The sequence below is a fragment of the Salinarimonas ramus genome (assembly GCF_014645695.1).
In the GTDB taxonomy this organism is placed as follows: Bacteria; Pseudomonadota; Alphaproteobacteria; order Rhizobiales; family Beijerinckiaceae; genus Salinarimonas; species Salinarimonas ramus.
In genome coordinates, this window is record NZ_BMMF01000012.1 from 1 (window position 1) to 16,619 (window position 16,619).

The window sequence follows — 16,619 nt, forward strand, 5'->3', positions numbered from 1 at the left end:
TCGACCGCCTCCTCCACCACAGCCACGTCATCACCATCCGCGGTGAGAGCTACCGGCTGCGCGAAAAGCGCCGGAGCGGCCTTCTGCAGAAGGCCGCTCCGGCGCACCACGTCCCAACATCAACCGGCGAGGGGGTCAGTTCCTCGTGACGCAAGGGGGGCAGTTCCGGCTGTCGCTTGACAGCTCTGCGCTTCGCTACGTCGGCACCTCCCCGGACCAGAGCTTCTCGGTGGCTCCCATGCCGGTCCTCTTCTGACGAGCGAAACGCACCGTCGCCCCGAACCCGCCTCTTGACCCGGCGTGCGCGGCGTGGTTCGAGCCATTCCCTCTGTCAGGAGAAAATGATCCAAAACGAATGGACTTCGCGAGCATCGTTCGGGAGGAGCGGACCTCCAAGGGGCTGACGCAAGGCGAACTGGCCGAGCGAGCGGGTCTCAGTCTTCACGCCGTGTGGGAGGCAGAGCGAGGCAACGGCAGCGTCGCCGTTCTCGCCGCTCTCGTATCGGCTCTCGACATCCGCTTCGCTGCTGCTGGAACCGGCGAGACGTGGGGCGCAAGGGTGCGGGCTCTCCGAACGAAGCGCGGGTGGAGCCAAGAGAAGCTCGCCGCTCGTGCTGGCGTGTCTCCCATGGCGATCAACCGGCTGGAAAACGGCAACGCCCGGATCGCGACGCTCTCAGCGGCGCTACGCGTGCTCGCGCCTCGGGCGCGCGCACGTAAACCTCAGATTGCAAACTGGGGTGATGGGTCTAGAGATGAGAGGTTTACCCCCCAAGATGTGGTTCGACGGATCGAGTCTGTCCTCAACGGGATCGAACTCGACCCTTGCGGTCACCCGAAGAGCCCCGTCCGTGCCGAGCGCTACATACAGAAGGAGGAGGACGGGCTGAAGCAACCATGGAACGCGCGCACTGTATTCGTTAATCCTCCTTACTCTGAGACCGGCGAGTTCGTGCGCAAAGCGGCACAGGAATGGAAGTCTCGTAGAGCAGGTAGCATTTTGCTTCTTCTTCCGGTGAAGACAGGCTTTAAATGGTTTCAAGATGACATAATGGGAACAGCAGATGTTTTCTTCCTCCGAGGACGGATCGCGTTCGAGCGCCTCGGTATGCCCGCAACGCTCGCCCCGTTCCCGATCATGCTGGTCCTTTACGGCGGCACCGATGTGATGATCACCCGGATCATGGCGCTGTTTGAGTGCGGCCACATGCCGACGAGCATAGTGGTGAGCCGGGCGCGTATCGCGGGTTGGGCGAAGGCTAGTGCTGCGGAGGCTTCAGTCGTCGCGCCGCTCGCTTTCCCGGTTCCACCCCTGAACGAAACCGGCGATGAAGGCGAATACGAGGTCGAGGCTCAGCGCCAAGACGCGGGACGCAATTCGCACCGCGAGAATTGTAACGGTCACGACGAGCCAAACCGCGAACACGACCATGCCGAACATGCTGACGGCGAGGCCCGTCATGACAGGCCCCGCAGTCGGAGGAGCCGCTCGAAGATGGCGTCGATCCGCTGAAACTCGCGGGTCGCTGCGGCGCGCTCGGCGGGCGGGCGAAGGTCCGGGTGCCACGCCTTTCGGAACGCGGTGCGCGCGGCCTTGACGAGGCAGTCCGGGGCGCTGCTCGCCAGCCCCACGGTGGTCCACAGATCGTCGTCAGCGGCCTTCCGGGCACGCTCGGCACGAAGGGCAGCTTCGAGGTCGCGGATACGCTTCTCGGCGGTGGACAGGAGAGCCGTGAGCGTTCCGATGCGGGCGGCGTACTCGGCGGTTCTGTCGCCGCCGAGCGGCGAGGCTGGCGGGCTCTCCTCCAACCTCGTCTCTGGATAGTAGAATCGCACGCGATTTCGCGCTTCGGTTGCCGTTAAGCCCTGCTCCCGATGATATTTGAAACAGCTACTCGCGTCGCTCCAAGGGCATCCGTCCGTCCATTGGCGGCGAGGCATGTCGAAGATGCGCGTCATGCCGTCTCCGTCGTGGCGGCGGGCGTCAGGTCCAGTTCCGGCTCCTCCGTCATTCCGTCGAACGGATCGACATCGAGCGCATCCAACTCGTCCAGTTCGTCTTCAAGGCTAGCGAGACCGCAGACGAGGCGCTCCACGGCATCCCACGCCGAGGGCGGCTCGTGGTCCCACGCATAGATGCCAGCGCTGCTCGCGAAATCGCGCCCAACCTCGTCCCTGATCGACTGCTTAACGAGCCCGTTCTTGGGGCCGTGCACCCCCGCGAGGATGTAGACCGACTTCTTCCCGACCACGCGGACCTCAGCGATCAGCGACCGCGAGCGATCCTCGAAGTAGAGCTTCCGACGCTGAAGGACGGGAAAGAGAGCCTGCGGCTCCGACAGGCAGACTCGATTGCGGGTGCCCGCCGAGTACAAGGCTGAACCACTGTTCAGGGGCTTCCAGCAGGTCGGCAGGGCAAAGGCGAAATCGGGAACGGGGACGACGGCTCGCCGCAACCAGCGTAGAACCCACCGGCTCGGCCCGTTGATGCTCGCCTGCACCGACGCCCGGAGGTCGCTCTCGGTGACGCCGGGGACGTTTGCCTTGAACAGGCGCAGTGCCGTGTTCAAATCCTCGGCGTGGTTTCGGCAGCGGACCTTGAGCGCGAAACGCGGGCAGAGGAAAACTGGATCGAGCGTCAGCAGCGCATCGAGCCGGTGGTGATCGAGCCAGTCCGCCTGCCGGATCACTTTCGCGACTTCCTCACTTGCCGGATCGGAGAGGGCGCGGTGAAGCCGGGCGTAGTAGGCGCTTCCCTGCGGCCCACGTTTCGTTTTCGCCAGCGCCCCGACAAAGCCGTCAGGACACGATCCGAGATGCTTCTCGATCAGGTCGCGCGGGTGTAGGCGACGCACATCTGCTGCGAATGGCAGTACGCTCGTGAGGTGATCGAGGCTCGGCTTCCGCTCGCGGATCGGCGGCAGATGGCGCGACAGGACCGCAAACGCGGCCTGCTGCCTCCCGTTCGAGAGCCGCAGCACGAAGCCGAGGAAGCCTGCATCCAGACCGTCGATGGCTACGATTAGATCGTGGAGACGCCCTGCCGGAAGAGGGTGGTGTTGGTGAAAGGGCATGGGCGGTTCTCCTCGACGCGACTGCCGTCGAGGGAAACACGGGATGCGAAGTCCGCAACTAATTCCATGCCGGGCGCATGCTGGCTTAACGTCGAGCGACTTGGCGGTTAGGGTTCATGATTCAAGAAGCTGAGACGCGCGATGACCATCCCCGACTTTCAGACGCTCATGCTCCCCGTCCTGCGCCAGTCGGCGGCGGGAGAGGTCCGCATTGGGGATGTGGTGGACCGGCTCGCGGCGGAGTTCAACCTCAGTGACGAGGAGCGCGCCCAGCTACTCCCATCGGGACGCCAGACGACCTTCGCCAATCGGGTGCATTGGGCCAAGAGCTATCTCGGCAAGGCCGGTCTGGTCGAGATTACCCGGCGTGCGCACTTCAGGATCACCGATCCGGGGCGGCGCGTCCTCGAAACGCCTCCCCCACGCATCGACATCCGCTTCCTGTCGCAATTCGAGCCTTTCGCGGAGTTCCGGCGGCAAAGCGGGGAAGAGCCTGCCTCGGAGCAATCCGAGACCTTGGTCACATCCACTCTCACTCCCGACGAGGTGATGCGAGCCGCGAGCAACCGGCTTGAGGCCGATCTCGCGAGTGAGCTTCTTCAGCGGGTGCGATCCGGCACACCCGCCTTCTTCGAGAGCCTCGTAGTCCGGCTCCTGATCGCCATGGGCTACGGTGGCTCGATGATGGATGTTGACAAGGCACTTGTCGGGAAATCCGGCGACGGCGGGGTGGACGGCGTGATCGACCAAGACCCGCTTGGGCTTGACCGCATCTACGTGCAGGCGAAGCGCTACGCGGACGGCAACAGCGTCGGTGCGGGCGCGATTCGAGACTTCTTCGGGAGCTTGGACCGCTTCAAGGCCAGCAAGGGCCTGTTCGTGACCACATCCACCTTCTCGCCTGCCGCACGAGAGACCGCCGACATGCTGAGCAAGCGGATCGTCCTGATCGACGGTGAGCAGCTTGCCCGTTTGATGATCCGCCACGGCGTCGGATGTCGGGTCGAGGAGGTGCTCACGATCAAGAAGCTCGATGAGGAGTTCTTCGAAGGATAGGCGCTTAGAGTGTCTCGGCGTCGTACTGACCCATCTTCTCCACCCACGGCTTGAGCACGGTCATCGGGTAGCCGAGCCCATACGAGCGAGCGACCGTGATTCTCTCGTGCCCGAAAATCTCAAGGCTCAGTTCCTCCCGGCATCCTTCTGCGCGCAGCCGGTCCTTGGCCCGGTGCCGGAACGAGTGCAGCGTGATCGCCTCGTTGGTGATCCCGAAGCGACGGATCGCTCGGTTGAAGTTCTTGCCGACGTTGATCGGGCTATCGGTGAAGAGCGGCCCGTCGATCACGGGCGGCACGAACGGCACCAGCGCATCGGGGAGGGGGATGCGCCGCACCGACTGCTTGTTCTTGGAGCCGAACCAGATCACCCGCAGGCCCTTCTCGCGGGTCTCCTCCACCTGCCACGCCTCACTACGGCGACAGCCGGTATGGCGGGCGAACAGGTAGAGCAGGCGCTCGTTGGGACCGAGGCGATGCAGGTTGGCGTCGATGATGGCGAGTTCTCGGTCCATGAAGGGTCTCTTCCTGAGCGCGTCCCCAAGCTCGCGCCCGGCACGACTGAACGGGTTGAACGAGACGCGCTTGTTCTTGCGGCGCATCTCGGCATTGATGGGTGCGCTCAGGAAATTGAGTTTTTTGTCAGCGGTCTTCGACTTGAGCCCCTTCTCGATGTAGGAATTCCACAGCTTGCGACCATCGGGCGTATCGGCGTCGGTGAAGCGCTTGCCGACGAGCGACTGCCAATCGCTGTAGACCTGCTCGGCTTCGCGCCGCCACGCCTCGCTCTTGCCCTCCGCCTCGATGTAGCTCTCGATCACGTCCCAATCGGTGTCGCCCGGCTCCTTGACGCCGAGGCGCACGGCCCGCCGCTCCGTGGCTACCGCTGATTCGGCCTCGTCCTTGGTGAGGACGGACACTGGAACCTTGACGGTCCAATCGTTGGGCTTCGTCTCGGCCACCTTGCCGTCAGCGCCAATCGTGAACACCTCCGTTTCGGTGGCGAAGGTGCGAGTACCGTCATTGTTGTCCTTCATGCCGGGCATATGCAGGAAGTCCTTGCGCACGCCATTGCGCAAAAGCTCCACCACAGCGGCACGCATGTACTCCTCCTCATCGCCGCCGCCGACCTTTTTGTAAGGGGCGATGCGTTTAACGAGGTTGTACATGTACAGGGTTTGCTTGTGCTCTCGGATATGAGGCAGCGCGATAATTTCGGCCTCTCTCGGGTCGGAAGTGCCGAGCGAGATTTCCCTGAACTTCTTCCCGTCGAACATGTCCCGCACGTGCGGCGGGTACGTGAAGTAGGCGTAGAGATTCTTCGTGCCCTTGCGGCGCTTGATGTAGGGAGGGAGCTTACTCACGGCCTGTTCCTCGGGGCTTCGAGAGACAGGCATGAGTCCAAGTTTCAGAGATGTCAAGGGCGTCCGGGGACTATGGGCAGAAATTACGGGCAGTGATTATGGGCAGGATTATGGGCAGTCAAAATCGTTGCTGCGTAAGGGTTTGAGGCCGTCATTACCCCATTGTTACCGCATCCCTCTTGCGGCACCACTTTCCACCTGCTCGGCAAGCGCATGGCGGAACGACCCCGTTCCCGAGACATGGGTGACGGCGTCGCGGCCGGCCTCGGCTTGCGCTGAAACCCTCACTCCCGAACGGGCGCCAACGTCGCCACGTGCCGGTCGATTGCCGTGACGGCGTCGCGCGACAACGGCAGGTGCGCCTTCTCCGCCGGCCAGATCTCGTGGAACGCCGCCGAGACCCAGCGTGGGCCGCTCCGGATCCTCGACATAGGCACGGTCGAAGGCCAACAGGGTGCGGTCGCCAGGAAGCCGCGTCAGCGTCCCGACCCGCGCCCCGTGCAGCAGTACCTCGAGGACGTCCGCCTCACTCATCGTCTTCGTCGTCCAGCGTGTAGGCGCGCTCGGAGAGCGGGGTGGGGCTGATGATCGCCTCGACGGCGGGGACGAGGCGGCGGGGGACGAGCATGGGCTCGAGCTCCAGCACGCGCGCCAGCTCGACGAGGCTGGAGAGGCGTGGCTCGCCGGCTCACCCCCGGCGGACGTCTAACGCCCGGCGCATCTCTTCCATCAGCGGAAGCGCCGCGCGTACGCGCGCTGGGGGGACGGCGCCGGCGAGCCAGGCGAGCTCGGGGCCGAGGGCGTCGATCGCGGCGGCGTGCGCCTCCCGCCCCGCTCCCGTGAGGTCGACGCGCTTCGAGCGCCTGTCCACGTCGTCGGGGCGAACCGCGATCCAGCCGGCGCGCTCCAGATGGCCGAGCGTGTTCGTCATCGCGCCCTTGGAGACCTGGAGCGCGTTGGCGATGCGCAGCGGCGTGCGTCCGTCGCCGAGGCGCACGAGATGATTGAGCACGATGAATTGCGGCAGCGTCATCGTACCCGGCATGACCTTCTCGAACGCGTTTCCCGAGAGCTGGGCGACGATGGCGACCTCGTTGAGGAACCTGAACAAGGTCGCGGTGTCGCTCTCGCCCGTCGGGGTGTCTTCGCTCATGCGGCGGCGATCCTGGTCTCGTAGGGCCAGCGCGGCCCGGCCTTCACCGCCGGACCATAGCCGAGGCGCGCGAACATTTGCAGCGTCTCGCCCGGTGCGATGCCGAGCGCCTCGCGCATCGCCTGCGCGTGCGGACGCATGGCGGGAAATTCCTGCAGCGCCTGGCTGAACGGGTGCATGGCGATGCCGAGCCTCGTCGCCGCGAGGTTCATGCGCAGGTAGTCGCGCCCCGTCGCGATCTGGTCCGCACGCGTATTGCCGGGCGTCGCGAGCCACATGAACGCCATGGCCGTTTCGAAGGGCGGCTTCAGGATCTCGAGCTGCTGCGCGAAGGCGGGAGTAGCGGGGTCGAGCATGTCCTCCAGGCGAAAGAGGCCGACGCCCGCCAACGCTTCGACGAAGGGGCCGGGAATGTCGATCCCGTCCGGGTTGGCCTCGATCTCGGCGCGCCCGATGCGCAGGAGATCGACGCTCTCCTTCATCGTCTCGTAGGTGCGAAGCTCCGTCTCCATCGCCGCCCAGGCGAGCGTCCGCAGGGCCTCCACCCGCGACGGATCGTCGGTCCAGACCGGCGAGCCGTCCCGAACCGCGCCGGCGATCTCCGCGAGGCTCTCGTTCGGGACCGGGCGAGCGGTGTCGTAGGGCTCCTTGTTGGAGCGCCGCTCCAGCACGTGGGCGAAGAGCGGGTCGCGCGCGATGCTCGCATCGGGAACGAGGCGCACCCGCGCCACGGGGCGGGCATCGAGGCGCGGCTGCGGCTCGCCGTCGGGGAAGAGCGTCACCTCCGCGCGATGGTCGTCCTGCGCCGCCGCCAGCGTGAGGAGCTCGAGAAAGCAGCCGAGCCCGATGGTGATCTGGCGGTCGAACGGGTCCGTCTCCGGCAGGCGCCGGTCGAGGTCGCACAGGAGGGCGATCTCGCCCTCGGTCGAGAGGTCCGCGATCCAGGGCTGACGATTGTGCGGGTTCGGCGCGAGCACCGCATAGGAGAGCGCCCGGTGCCGCGGGTCGCGCAGCGCGGCGTCGCCGGCGGCGAGCCAGGGCTCGCGAGCGCGGACGGGATCGCGGGTCGTGGCCCACAGGGTCGTGCCGCCGGCCGCCAGCACGACGCCGCCGCCGAGGAGGGTGAGGAACTTGCGCCTGGTCGTCATGATCCGCTCCACCAATGTAGTTCGATGTCGAACAATATAGTTCAACGTCGAACTATCTGTCAAGCGGACGAGCGCGAACCCGGCAGGGCCGGGAGGATCAGGTGCGGATCTCGGGTGCCCGGCCGGAGACGAAGCGCAGCGTGAAGGGCCGCCCGGCGATCGCGCCGCCGAGCCCGTCGGTGATCGGCGCGGGAAGGCAGCGGGCGAGGGCGGCGAGCACGGAGGCGACGAAGAGGCGGCCGGTGGCGGCGTCGCCGGGAAGCTCGGAATGGGTGATCCGAGGCTCGCCGTTCAGCGAGCCGTCGCGCTTGAGGCTCAGACGTACGGTGACCGCGTGCCCCTGCGTTCCCGCAGGCGCGTCCCAGCAGCGCGTCAGCGCGGGCACGAGCCCGTGCAGCGTATCGATCGGTCCGTCGCTCTGCGCCCGCGCGGCGGGCGAACCGACGAGGGCGGCGAGGAGGAGGGCGAGGCCGATGGCGGCCCGGATGATCGTTCGTCCACGCATGCGCCTCGCCTCCTCGCCTCCTGGCCTCTCGCCTGGACGACGCAGAGATCGCCCGCGTGCGCGCCCCGTGCCGCAGCCTCTTCGGCAACCACGATCCGTGGCGCCCGTTCCCCCCGGCATTGACGCGTGCTAACACGGCTTCATGCCGCAGCCAGCCCTGCCCGAGCCGCTCCTGTCTCTCCTCGCGGACCTCGCGGAGGACCCGCCCACCTCGTCGACCGTCCTGCGCGCGCGCCTCGTGCCGCGCCTGCGCGCGGCCATCGACGACGCGCTCGCGGCCGAGGATGCGCGCCTGTGCGCCGAACGCAACGGGCTCGCCTGCGCCGGGCGCATCTGCGCGCTGATGGACGCCGTGGTGCGCACCGCCTTCGAGGCGGTGACGCGCCACCTCTACCCGCTCGAGAACCCCTCGCGCGCCGAGCGCCTCGCCATCGTCGCCACCGGCGGCTACGGCCGCGGCACGTTGGCGCCCGGCTCGGACGTCGATCTCCTCTTCCTCCTGCCATACAAGCAGACCGCCTGGGGCGAGAGCATCGTGGAAGCCATGCTCTACGTCCTCTGGGACCTGAAGCTGAAGGTCGGCCACGCCACGCGTTCCGTCGACGAGTGCATCCGCGAGGCGCGGGCGGACATGACGATCCGCACGGCTCTGCTCGAGACGCGGTTGATCCTGGGCGAGGAGCCGCTCTACGAGGAGCTGACCCGCCGTTTCGACGCCGAGGTGATCGACGGCACGGCGGCGGATTTCGTCGAGGCGAAGCTCAAGGAGCGCGACCGGCGCACGGGGCGCACCGGCGCCTCGCGCTATCTCGTCGAACCCAACGTCAAGGACGGCAAGGGCGGGCTGCGCGACCTCAACACGCTCTTCTGGATCGGCAAGTACGTCTACCGCGTACGCGACCCCAAGGAGCTCGTCGCCGCCGGCCTGTTCTCCGCGGAGGAGTTCCGGCTGTTCGCACGCTGTGAGGAATTCCTGTGGCGGGTGCGCTGCCACATGCATTTCGTCACCGGCCGCGCCGAGGAGCGGCTGACCTTCGACCTCCAGCCCAAGATCGCCGCGCGCATCGACTATTCGAACCGCGTCGGCCTCTCGCAGGTCGAGCGCTTCATGAAGGCCTACTTCCTGCGCGCCAAGGACGTGGGCGACCTCACCGCTATCGTCTGCGCGGCTCTGGAGGCGCGCCACGCCAAGCCCAAGCCCATGCTCGACCGGGTGATCGGCTCCTTCCGCCGCGCGAAGGCGCAGCGGCTGCAATCGGGCGATTTCGTCATCGAGAACGAGCGGCTGACCGTCAAGGACGCGAGCGTCTTCACCCGCGACCCCGTCAACCTCGTCGCGCTCTACTGGCACGCCGACCGCAACGACGTCGCGATCCACCCCGACGCGAGCCGCCACGCCACGCGCGCGCTCAAGCTGATCGGCGCGGAGGTGCGCAAGGACCCGCGGGCGAACAAGCTCTTTCTCGAGATCCTCACCTCGAAGAACGCGCCGGAGAGCGTGCTGCGACGGATGAACGAGGCGGGCGTGCTCGGCCGCTTCGTGCCCGATTTCGGCCGCATCGTGGCGATGATGCAGTTCAACATGTACCACCATTACACGGTGGACGAGCACCTCATCCGCTCCATCGGCCGGCTGGCGGACCTCGAATCCGGGCGGCTCGACGCGGATCACCCGCTGTCCCACAAGATCATCCACACGGTCCAGCATCGGCGCGCGCTCTACGTGGCGCTCTTCCTGCACGACGTCGCCAAGGGGCGGGAGGAGGACCATTCCGTCGCCGGCGCGCGCATCGCCCGCAAGCTCGGCCCGCGGCTGGGGCTGACGCCGGCGGAGGTGGAGACGGTCGCCTGGCTCGTGGAGCACCACCTCCTGATGTCCACGGTGGCGCAGAGCCGCGACCTCTCGGATCCGCGCACCATCCAGGACTTCGCGGGCGTGGTGCAGACGATGGAGCGGCTCAAGCTGCTCCTGCTGCTCACCGTCTGCGACATCGGCGCGGTGGGGCCCGGCGTGTGGACCGGCTGGAAGGGCGAGCTCCTGCGCACGCTCTACTACGAGACCGAGATGGTGCTCGGCGGCGGCGCCTCCGAGATGGAGCGCCCCCAGCGCATCCGCATGGCGCAGGAGCGGCTGCGCGCCGAGCTGCCGGATTGGTCGGAGGAGGCCTTCGACGCCTATGCCGCGCGGCACTATCCGTCGTACTGGCTCAAGGTCGACCTGCGCTACCGCATCAAGCACGCCGAATTCATCCGTGCCGCGCAGGCACGCGGCGAGACCGTCACCGTGTCCTACGAGACCGACGCCTTCCGGGGTGTGACGGAGTTCACCGTGCTCTCGCCCGACCACCCGCGGCTCCTCGCGATCCTCACGGGCGCCTGCGCCGCGGCGGGGGGCAACATCGTGGACGCGGCGATCTTCACCACCGCCGACGGCATGGCGCTCGACACGATCTTCGTCTCGCGCGCTTTCGAGCACGACGAGGACGAGCTGCGCCGCGCCGAGCGCGTGGCCCGCTCCATCGAGCGTGCGCTCAAGGGCGAGGTGAAGATCTCCGATCTCGTCGACGGCCGCCGTCAATCCCGCGAGCGGGTGCGCGTCTTCGACGTGGTGCCGGAGGTGATCATCGACAATTCGCTCTCCTCGCGCCAGACCGTGCTGGAGGTGACGGGCCTCGACCGGCCGGGGCTCCTCTACGACCTGACGACGGCGCTGGGTAAGCTCAACCTCAACATCGCCTCCGCCCACATCGCGACCTTCGGCGAGAAGGCCGTCGACGTGTTCTACGTCACCGATCTCACCGGGGGGAAGGTCGTGCAGGCCGCGCGCCAGAGCGCCATCCGCAAGGCGGTGATGGAGGTGCTCGCCCGCGACCGCGCCGGCAAGGCGAAGGAGCCGGCGCTCGCGCGCGCTTGATTCATGGCGCGCACGGCCTGATATGAGGGTCGATTGCGCCCGACGGTTCACCAAGCACGCATGGATCCGATGACCAACGATCACACCAACGACCCGACCCGTCCTGCCGCCGAGGGCCACGAGGGCCCCGCCGACGAGAACGCCCGCGTCGACGCGACCGCCGCCGCGGCCCATCCCCTCGACGCCGCCGCCGCCGCGCATGCGGTGGAGGGCGGCCCCGATGCCCGCATCGCGGAGCTCGAGGCCGAGCGCGACGCGCTCAAGGACAAGCTCCTGCGCGCGCTCGCGGACGTGGAGAACGTGCGCCGCCGCGCGGAGCGCGAGGTGTCGGACGCGCGGACCTACGCCAAGACGAACTTCGCCCGCGACATGCTCAACGTCGCCGACAACGTGCGCCGTGCGCTGGAGAGCGTCGGCGACGCGCGCGACGGCATGGAGGGCGCGGCGAAGACGCTGGTGGAGGGCATCGAGCTCACCGAGCGCGATCTCCTCAACACCCTCGAGCGGCACGGGGTGAAGAAGCTCGACCCCGTCGGCGAGAAGTTCGACCCGAACCTGCATCAGGCCATGTTCGAGGTGCCGAATCCGGACGTTCCCAATGGCACCGTCGTCCAGGTGGTGCAGACGGGCTACGTCATCGGCGAGCGCTGCCTGCGCCCGGCCATGGTCGGCGTCTCGAAGGGTGGACCCAAGGCGGCGAACGGCGAGGGGTGATGCGCACCCGCGGGGGTGACGGCGCGCGAGCGCTGCTGTAACGCGGGAGGTACCGCCTCGCAGGAGCCTCCCGATGAACCCGGACGCCGCCGCCACGCCGCAGATCGTCTTCGACGATTTCCTGAAGGTCGACATCCGCGTCGGCCGCATCCTCGCGGCCGAGCCGTTCCCGGAGGCGCGCAAGCCGGCCTACAAGCTCACCATCGATTTCGGGAAGGCGATCGGCACCCGCCGTTCGTCGGCGCAGATCACGAAGAACTATACGCTCGACGAGCTGGAGGGCCGGCTCGTCCTGGCGGTGGTGAACTTCCCGCCCCGCCAGATCGGCAAGTTCATGTCTCAGGTGCTTACGCTGGGCGTACCCGACGCCGACGGCGAGGTCGTTCTGATCGAGCCGTCTCAGGACGTGCCCGTGGGCGGGCGGCTGTATTGAGCTGACGCTGTCATCCCGGACGGCGAAGCCGATCCGGGACCCAGAACACGTGACGGTGGGTTCAGGGCGCGCGGGAGCGCGTCCGTCCACCGAGAGATATGCAGGCCGTTCGTGGCCGCGCGCGCTGTCGCGCACGCTATGGCGGGCACCTGTGTTCATGGGTCCCGGGTCGCCGTTCGGCGCCCGGGATGACAAAACTTACGATCCCACGATCGCGTCGAGATCGGCCTGGGTGCGGATCACCGTGCCGAGGATGCCGTATTCCTGCGCCTCGGCGGTGCCGAGCCAGAAATCGCGGCGGGTGTCCTCGGCGATGCGCTCCGGGGTCTGGCCGGTGGCCTCGGCGAACAGGATCTCGAAGCGGCGCTTCATGATCTCGATCTGCTTGGCCTGGATCTGCACGTCCGCCGTCACGCCGCCGATGCCGCCGCTGGGTTGATGCAGCAGGAAGCGGGTGTTCGGCAGGCAGAAGCGGCGCTCCTTGGGCACCGAGATGAAGATCAGCGCGCCGGCGCTCGCCACCCAGCCCGATCCGATGATCCGCACCTCCGGCTTGATGAAGCGGATGATGTCGTGGATCATGTCGCCGGATTCGACGTGCCCGCCCGGAGACGAGATGAAGACGTTGATCGGATCGTCGCTCATCGCGGCGAGCGCGAGAAGACGTTCCGTGGTCGCCTTGGCGATGCGATCGTTGATCTGACCAGTAATCAGCACGTGACGCTTCTGGAAGAGCTTCTCCTCGATGTACCGAGTCGGCTCCTGAGGCTTCTCGTTGGCCTCCTTCTCGTCTTCGTCGTCGAGGCGAAATTCGAGGTTCATCTTGATCTGTCCCGTGCTCGCGGTGGCTCGCCCCTATATATGGGTCCGCACCTTCACGAGCAAGCCGGCTCAAGGCGTCGGGCTGCCGGCGAGGCGCTCCACGGCGGCGACGATGCGGCTCCATTCGCGCAGCGCCTCGCGCGGCAGGCGGACCTGCGCATCGAGGCCGCCACGGCGGATCTCGGCGAGGCAGGGCAGGCGCACCCCCGCCGCGGCCTCGCCCTCCAGGCAGCGCGCGGCGAAGACGCGCCCCTGCGGCGGCGCGAGGTGCAGCGTCTCGCCCTCGTAGGGCGTGCCGGGCGCGAAGCGGCGCACGATGAGCCCGTCCGGCGTCGTCGCCGCGCTCGGCTCCAGGAAGCGGTTGTAGAGCTGCGCCGGCCGTACCGCGGGGGGAGGGGCGTCGTCGGCGGGAACGAGGGTGACGCCGATCATCGCGCCGGCCACCGGCCCGTTCACGTCGGCGAGGGCGCCGAGCGGTGCCTCGAGGGCGATGCGCTCGGCGCGCTCCTGCTCCGGCGTGCCGATGAGCCAGCTCTCGGCCAGCGTCACCTCTCGGCCGGCGAGGGCGATCGTCACCAGCGGGTCGATCTGGGCCGTCTCGCGAGACAAGAGCGTGCGCGACCAGATGGCGAGCGCGAGCAGGGTCGCGGCGAGCGCGAGCGCGAGGCAGGCGGCGGGCAGGCCGATGCCGCGCCAGCGGACGGCGACCGGGGCGGGAACGGCGAGGGCGGCGGCGGGACGGCGCATCGGCGGATCTCCTTCGGGCCCGATCGGCACCCTCCCGGCGATGCACGCGCGACGGGTACCACGTTAACCCTTTTCGCCATTCGTGCTTAACGAGCGGTAAAGGCTCGGGCAGGATCGTCGTGCCGGTCCGGGAGGGGCCGTGCGACGGAGACCCTCATGAGCCTCGATCCGAGCCTCGACCCGTGGACCGTGTCCAGCCTGCAGGCGCTCGTCGTCGGCTTCGCCTTCGCGGGCCTGATCGCGAGCGCGTTCGAGCTGATGACCCCCCACAGGGCGAGCTTCTCGCTGCTCGAGCGTGGCGGTGTCGTGGCCATCGCGAGCCTGCCGTTGCTCGCCTTCTCCGCGCCCTTCATCATCCTGCGCAACACCTTGCGCGGGCGCCGCTTCGAGCGCCGCCCCATTCCCTTCGTGATGATCGCGACCTGCATCGCGGGCTTCTGGAGCCTCGCGGCCGGGAGGCTGCTGCTCGGCGGGATCGGCTACGTCGTCGGCTGAGGCGAGACCGAGAGGCCCACCGACAGCGGCTCAGTGCCGCGTGCCGGTGGCGCGCTCCGGCTCGGAGCTGGGGATGGCGATGACGCGGCCGACGGCAGCGGGACGAGGCAGGCGGGCGTGGGCGGCGCGCATGACGTCGAGGTTGTCCCGGATCTCCTCGGGGAAGGGTGTCACCTTCTTGGTGCGCATGCACACGTGCAGCGAGAGCATCTCGCAGGTCGCCGCCGTCCAGCCCTCGCGGGCGTGGCGCGCCTCGAGATAGACGTGGAAGCGCTTCTCGTCGCTGTCGAGCAATTGCAGCGTCACGCGCACCGGATCGCCGGAGCGCAGCTCCCGCCGGTAGAGCACGTGCGCCTCCGCCGCGAAGTAGGAGGCGTTTCGCTCGGCCACGTAATCCGGGCCGAGGCCGACGACGCCGAAGGCCTCGTCCAAGGTGCGGTCGAACAGGACATGGTAGAAGGCGAGGTTCATGTGACCGTTGTAGTCGATCCACGTCTCCTCGACGCGCATCGTCGAGGAGACGAAAGGCGCGAAGAAGAAGATCGGGGTCGGCGCGGTCTCGGTCACGCGGTGCCTCCCTCATCGGACACCGTCCAAGGTGCCCGTTCCGCGGGCGATCGTCCAGTGCGTCGGCAGTCTCAAATCGGTTTAGGTCGCACGCCGACCGGCCTTTTCCCGGTGCGCACCGGATGTCGCCGGGCGCCCTCGTCTGGTAACTTGGGATTAACCCTTAGCTCCCGCGCGCCCCTCGCGCCGAGGTTCTCATGAACGCACCTCTCCGCCAGCCCCGCACCCGTCCGAGCCCGCAGACGCTCGACTCGGTGCTCGCGCAGCTCGCCGCGCGCTTCGGCGAGCGCTTCTCGACGGCGCCCGCCCTGCGCGAGCAGCACGCCTCGACGCTGACCTGGGCCGCCAACGAGCCGCCGGACGCCGTCGTCTTCCCGCAGGACGCGGAGGAGGTCGCGGCGATCGTACGCGCCTGCGCCGCGCATCGCGTGCCGGTCATCCCCTTCGGCGCCGGCTCCTCGCTCGAAGGCCACGTCAACGCGCCGTTCGGCGGTGTGTGCGTCGACACGAGCCGCATGAACGCCGTGCGCGCGGTCCATGCGGAGGATCTCGACTGCGTCGTCGAGCCGGGCGTGACGCGCAAGCAGCTCGACGCGCACCTGCGCGACCAGGGCCTGTTCTTCCCCATCGACCCCGGCGCCGACGCGACGCTGGGCGGCATGGTCGCGACCCGCGCCTCCGGCACGAACGCCGTGCGCTACGGCACGATGCGCGACAACGTCGTGGCGCTCGAGGCCGTGATGCCGACGGGCGAGATCGTCCGCACCGCGCGGCGCGCCCGCAAGTCGAGCGCCGGCTACGACCTGACGCGTCTCCTCGTCGGCTCGGAGGGCACGCTGGGCATCGTCACCGAGATCACGCTGCGGCTCCACGGCATCCCGGAGGCCATCTCCGGGGGCGTGTGCGCCTTCCCCTCCGTGCGCGCCGCCTGCGAGGCGACGATCCTGACGATCCAGTCCGGCATCCCCGTGGCCCGCATCGAGCTCCTCGACGCCGCGCAGATCCGCGCCTGCAACGCCTATTCGAAGCTCGACCTCGCCGAGGCGCCGACGCTCTTCGTCGAGTTCCACGGCACGCGGGCCGGGGTGCGCGAGGAGGCGGAGCGCTTCGGAGAGATCGCCCGCGAGTGCGGCGGCGGCGCCTTCGCCTGGGCGACGGAAGCCGAGGCGCGCGGGCGGCTCTGGCAGGCGCGCCACGACGCCTACTGGGCGGCGATGAGCCTGTGCCCAGGCGCCAAGGGCATCTCCACGGACGTGTGCGTGCCGATCTCGCGTCTCGCCGAATGCGTCGAGGCGACGGAGGCGGACCTCGCGCGCAGCCGCATCGTCGGCACCATCGTCGGCCACGTGGGCGACGGCAACTTCCACGTCCTGCCGCTTGTCGACGATTCGGACCCCGACGAGGTCGCGCGCGTTCGCGCCTTCATCGACCGGCTCGTGGAGCGCGCCCTCGACATGGAGGGCACCTGCACCGGCGAGCACGGGGTGGGGCAGAAGAAGATGCGCTTCCTCGAGGCCGAGCACGGCCCGGGCGCGCTGGAATTGATGCGCACGATCAAACGTGCCATCGATCCGCACGACATCATGAACCCAGGCAAGGTCCTCCTCCCGTGAGGGAGAGGTGCGGCG

General features: G+C 68.1%; 18 protein-coding genes. 8 read left to right on the plus strand and 10 right to left on the minus strand.

The window, feature by feature from the left end:
* Together IEX89_RS24480 and IEX89_RS18270 are read left to right on the plus strand one after the other, a co-directional pair.
* The coding region (locus IEX89_RS24480) for an ATP-binding protein (RefSeq protein ID WP_244645578.1) at positions 1 to 149 on the plus strand (149 nt) is incomplete at its 5' end.
* Between the two features lie 206 nt (positions 150 to 355).
* A complete protein-coding gene (locus tag IEX89_RS18270) occupies positions 356 to 1,513 on the plus strand; it encodes a DNA N-6-adenine-methyltransferase (RefSeq protein ID WP_188914703.1) in 1,158 nt (385 codons plus the stop codon).
* Here the strand turns inward: IEX89_RS18270 and IEX89_RS18275 are convergent.
* On the minus strand, positions 1,459 to 1,959 hold the full coding sequence (locus IEX89_RS18275) for a hypothetical protein (RefSeq protein ID WP_188914704.1): 501 nt from the start codon (positions 1,957 to 1,959) through the stop codon (positions 1,459 to 1,461). The two genes, IEX89_RS18270 and IEX89_RS18275, sit on opposite strands and share 55 nt — an antisense overlap.
* On the minus strand, positions 1,956 to 3,074 hold the full coding sequence (locus IEX89_RS18280) for a hypothetical protein (protein WP_188914705.1): 1,119 nt from the start codon (positions 3,072 to 3,074) through the stop codon (positions 1,956 to 1,958). The genes IEX89_RS18275 and IEX89_RS18280 overlap by 4 nt, the downstream gene beginning before the upstream one ends.
* Positions 3,075 to 3,215: 141 nt before the next feature.
* Between IEX89_RS18280 and IEX89_RS18285 the strand changes: the two genes are divergently transcribed.
* A complete protein-coding gene (locus tag IEX89_RS18285; RefSeq protein WP_188914706.1) occupies positions 3,216 to 4,130 on the plus strand; it encodes a restriction endonuclease in 915 nt (304 codons plus the stop codon).
* A 4-nt stretch (positions 4,131 to 4,134) separates the two neighbouring features.
* Here the strand turns inward: IEX89_RS18285 and IEX89_RS18290 are convergent, their stop codons facing one another.
* The 5 genes from IEX89_RS18290 to IEX89_RS18310 all read right to left on the minus strand — a co-directional run bounded on the left by IEX89_RS18290 (position 4,135) and on the right by IEX89_RS18310 (position 8,299).
* Positions 4,135 to 5,493: a site-specific integrase gene (locus IEX89_RS18290; RefSeq protein WP_188914707.1), complete on the minus strand. Its 1,359-nt coding sequence runs from the start codon at positions 5,491 to 5,493 to the stop codon at positions 4,135 to 4,137.
* A 165-nt stretch (positions 5,494 to 5,658) separates the two neighbouring features.
* Entirely contained in the window at positions 5,659 to 6,027 is a 369-nt protein-coding gene (locus IEX89_RS18295; RefSeq protein WP_188914708.1) for a hypothetical protein, read from the minus strand.
* Positions 6,028 to 6,181: 154 nt separating this feature from the next.
* Positions 6,182 to 6,646, minus strand: coding sequence for a MarR family winged helix-turn-helix transcriptional regulator (locus IEX89_RS18300; RefSeq protein ID WP_188914709.1), 465 nt, complete (start codon positions 6,644 to 6,646; stop codon positions 6,182 to 6,184).
* Complete coding sequence (locus tag IEX89_RS18305) at positions 6,643 to 7,794, minus strand: Acg family FMN-binding oxidoreductase (protein ID WP_188914710.1); 1,152 nt, start codon at positions 7,792 to 7,794, stop codon at positions 6,643 to 6,645. The genes IEX89_RS18300 and IEX89_RS18305 overlap by 4 nt, the downstream gene beginning before the upstream one ends.
* 97 nt (positions 7,795 to 7,891) lie before the next feature.
* On the minus strand, positions 7,892 to 8,299 hold the full coding sequence (locus IEX89_RS18310; protein WP_188914711.1) for a UCP034077 family protein: 408 nt from the start codon (positions 8,297 to 8,299) through the stop codon (positions 7,892 to 7,894).
* 142 nt (positions 8,300 to 8,441) lie between these two features.
* On the opposite strand from IEX89_RS18310, the gene IEX89_RS18315 reads away from it, so the two are divergent.
* From IEX89_RS18315 to IEX89_RS18325, 3 genes are all read left to right on the plus strand, one after another.
* Positions 8,442 to 11,213 carry a [protein-PII] uridylyltransferase gene (locus IEX89_RS18315; RefSeq protein ID WP_188914712.1) on the plus strand — a complete coding sequence of 924 codons (2,772 nt, stop codon included), beginning with the start codon at positions 8,442 to 8,444 and terminating at the stop codon, positions 11,211 to 11,213.
* Between the two features lie 69 nt (positions 11,214 to 11,282).
* Positions 11,283 to 11,927, plus strand: a complete 645-nt coding sequence (grpE, locus tag IEX89_RS18320; RefSeq protein WP_188914713.1) for a nucleotide exchange factor GrpE — start codon at positions 11,283 to 11,285, stop codon at positions 11,925 to 11,927.
* 73 nt (positions 11,928 to 12,000) lie between these two features.
* Positions 12,001 to 12,360: a tRNA-binding protein gene (locus tag IEX89_RS18325; RefSeq protein ID WP_188914714.1), complete on the plus strand. Its 360-nt coding sequence runs from the start codon at positions 12,001 to 12,003 to the stop codon at positions 12,358 to 12,360.
* A gap of 198 nt (positions 12,361 to 12,558) precedes the next feature.
* Here IEX89_RS18325 and IEX89_RS18330 read toward each other — a convergent pair whose 3' ends face one another.
* Positions 12,559 to 13,182: an ATP-dependent Clp protease proteolytic subunit gene (locus IEX89_RS18330; RefSeq protein WP_188914715.1), complete on the minus strand. Its 624-nt coding sequence runs from the start codon at positions 13,180 to 13,182 to the stop codon at positions 12,559 to 12,561.
* Positions 13,183 to 13,251: 69 nt separating this feature from the next.
* Positions 13,252 to 13,929, minus strand: a complete 678-nt coding sequence (locus IEX89_RS18335; protein ID WP_188914716.1) for a hypothetical protein — start codon at positions 13,927 to 13,929, stop codon at positions 13,252 to 13,254.
* 156 nt (positions 13,930 to 14,085) lie between these two features.
* Here IEX89_RS18335 and IEX89_RS18340 point away from each other — a divergent pair, with 156 nt between their 5' ends.
* Complete coding sequence (locus IEX89_RS18340) at positions 14,086 to 14,424, plus strand: DUF6949 family protein (RefSeq protein ID WP_188914717.1); 339 nt, start codon at positions 14,086 to 14,088, stop codon at positions 14,422 to 14,424.
* A 30-nt stretch (positions 14,425 to 14,454) separates the two neighbouring features.
* On the opposite strand, the gene IEX89_RS18345 is transcribed toward IEX89_RS18340, so the two are convergent.
* Positions 14,455 to 14,991: a thioesterase family protein gene (locus IEX89_RS18345; RefSeq protein WP_373290609.1), complete on the minus strand. Its 537-nt coding sequence runs from the start codon at positions 14,989 to 14,991 to the stop codon at positions 14,455 to 14,457.
* A 197-nt stretch (positions 14,992 to 15,188) separates the two neighbouring features.
* On the opposite strand from IEX89_RS18345, the gene IEX89_RS18350 reads away from it, so the two are divergent.
* On the plus strand, positions 15,189 to 16,604 hold the full coding sequence (locus tag IEX89_RS18350) for an FAD-binding oxidoreductase (RefSeq protein WP_188914718.1): 1,416 nt from the start codon (positions 15,189 to 15,191) through the stop codon (positions 16,602 to 16,604).
* Positions 16,605 to 16,619 lie beyond the last annotated feature (15 nt).

Coding starts and splice junctions, on each gene's coding strand:
- IEX89_RS18295 (WP_188914708.1), bottom strand. CDS start 6,027: ATGAGTGAGGCGGACGTCCTCGAGGTACTGCTGCACGGGGCGCGGGTC.
- IEX89_RS18280 (WP_188914705.1), bottom strand. CDS start 3,074: ATGCCCTTTCACCAACACCACCCTCTTCCGGCAGGGCGTCTCCACGAT.
- IEX89_RS18275 (WP_188914704.1), bottom strand. CDS start 1,959: ATGACGCGCATCTTCGACATGCCTCGCCGCCAATGGACGGACGGATGC.
- IEX89_RS18325 (WP_188914714.1), top strand. CDS start 12,001: ATGAACCCGGACGCCGCCGCCACGCCGCAGATCGTCTTCGACGATTTC.
- IEX89_RS18305 (WP_188914710.1), bottom strand. CDS start 7,794: ATGACGACCAGGCGCAAGTTCCTCACCCTCCTCGGCGGCGGCGTCGTG.
- grpE (WP_188914713.1), top strand. CDS start 11,283: ATGACCAACGATCACACCAACGACCCGACCCGTCCTGCCGCCGAGGGC.
- IEX89_RS18330 (WP_188914715.1), bottom strand. CDS start 13,182: ATGAACCTCGAATTTCGCCTCGACGACGAAGACGAGAAGGAGGCCAAC.
- IEX89_RS18310 (WP_188914711.1), bottom strand. CDS start 8,299: ATGCGTGGACGAACGATCATCCGGGCCGCCATCGGCCTCGCCCTCCTC.
- IEX89_RS18340 (WP_188914717.1), top strand. CDS start 14,086: ATGAGCCTCGATCCGAGCCTCGACCCGTGGACCGTGTCCAGCCTGCAG.
- IEX89_RS18315 (WP_188914712.1), top strand. CDS start 8,442: ATGCCGCAGCCAGCCCTGCCCGAGCCGCTCCTGTCTCTCCTCGCGGAC.
- IEX89_RS18350 (WP_188914718.1), top strand. CDS start 15,189: ATGAACGCACCTCTCCGCCAGCCCCGCACCCGTCCGAGCCCGCAGACG.
- IEX89_RS18270 (WP_188914703.1), top strand. CDS start 356: ATGGACTTCGCGAGCATCGTTCGGGAGGAGCGGACCTCCAAGGGGCTG.
- IEX89_RS18335 (WP_188914716.1), bottom strand. CDS start 13,929: ATGCGCCGTCCCGCCGCCGCCCTCGCCGTTCCCGCCCCGGTCGCCGTC.
- IEX89_RS18300 (WP_188914709.1), bottom strand. CDS start 6,646: ATGAGCGAAGACACCCCGACGGGCGAGAGCGACACCGCGACCTTGTTC.
- IEX89_RS18285 (WP_188914706.1), top strand. CDS start 3,216: ATGACCATCCCCGACTTTCAGACGCTCATGCTCCCCGTCCTGCGCCAG.